At 71.2% G+C, this 931-nt stretch carries 2 protein-coding genes and 1 pseudogene; all 3 read right to left on the bottom strand.

From position 1 onward, the window contains the following. Window positions 1-183: pseudogene (locus tag D7V97_RS43345) on the bottom strand (pyridoxal phosphate-dependent aminotransferase); the annotation flags it as partial. Beyond that, window positions 180-458, bottom strand: coding sequence for a hypothetical protein (locus D7V97_RS43340; protein ID WP_120616301.1), 279 nt, complete (start codon window positions 456-458; stop codon window positions 180-182). The gene D7V97_RS43340 and the pseudogene D7V97_RS43345, both read right to left, overlap by 4 nt. Window positions 459-573: 115 nt before the next feature. Further along, window positions 574-931 (bottom strand): ATP-dependent dethiobiotin synthetase BioD (gene bioD, locus D7V97_RS43335; RefSeq protein WP_147445272.1); only part of this gene is annotated, 358 nt, incomplete at its 5' end.

Here is a 931-nt window from a genome sequence, read left to right as displayed (position 1 = left end):
GGGCAGACCCGGCGGTCCTGGCTTCAGCAGGACGCGGGGGTCGGGCTGGGGCAGCCCGACGCGGGTGGGGTTGTTCTCCGCGAGGTCCAGCAGGGGCAGCCCGCGCGACTGGCGCTCGGCGACGGCCTGGGACAGCGGATTGGGCGTGCGTGGGAAGGCGGTGCGGAGCGAGAAGCGGCTCACAGCCCCGTCTGCAGCATGGCGCTCGCCACGCGGCGGATGAGCTCGCGGCGCAGCTCCTGCCGGCAGTGCTCGATGGCCTTCTCGTGCGGTTGGGGAAGCTCCGGGTCACGGGTGCGCATCGCGGTGCGGAGGACCAGCTCGACCTTGGAGGGCTCGAGCTGGAACAACCGCGGTCCGTCTTTCTGGAGGAAGTAGGACAGACCGCGCTGTTCGATGAGCTTCTGGAAGAAGCGCCGGACGTCCGCAAGGAGCGTGATGTCGATGATGTCCGCCATTCGTGCCGGCTTTCTCGCGCGGAACAAACGGATCGTCCATTTCGCGGCCACCACCACGCGAAAACTTGCGCGACCTGTAGCACCCGCCCGGAAGCCGAACGCGGCGGAGGCCGATTTATCGGGCCCGCGCGCGTTCGGGCACCAGCGGCGCCAGCGCGCGCCGGAACGCCAGATGGCGCCGCTTCGCGTCCTCCACATGGGGCACCGGCCCCAGCACCTCCACCCCGTGGCGGGCCTCCAGGTAGCGTCGGTTGTCCCGCTCCGCCAGGTCGCTTCCGGGCACCCCGCGCGACAGCACCACCGCCCGCACCGACACCTTCCGGGACGCCAGCGCCTCCAGCGACAGCGCCACGTGGTTGAGGGTGCCCAGGCCCGCCCGCGCCACCAGCACCACCGGAAGCGAGAAGGCCTGGATGAGGTCCACCACGTCGCGCTTCGAGTCCACCGGAACGAACAGCCCGCCCGCCCCCTCC

The sequence above is a fragment of the Corallococcus sp. CA053C genome (assembly GCF_003611675.1).
Classification (GTDB): domain Bacteria; phylum Myxococcota; class Myxococcia; order Myxococcales; family Myxococcaceae; genus Corallococcus.
This window is presented reverse-complemented; position numbering and strand designations above follow the sequence as displayed.

Excerpts from the sequence above, each read along its gene's own strand:
- D7V97_RS43340 (WP_120616301.1), bottom strand. The coding sequence starts at position 458 with ATGGCGGACATCATCGACATCACGCTCCTTGCGGACGTCCGGCGCTTC.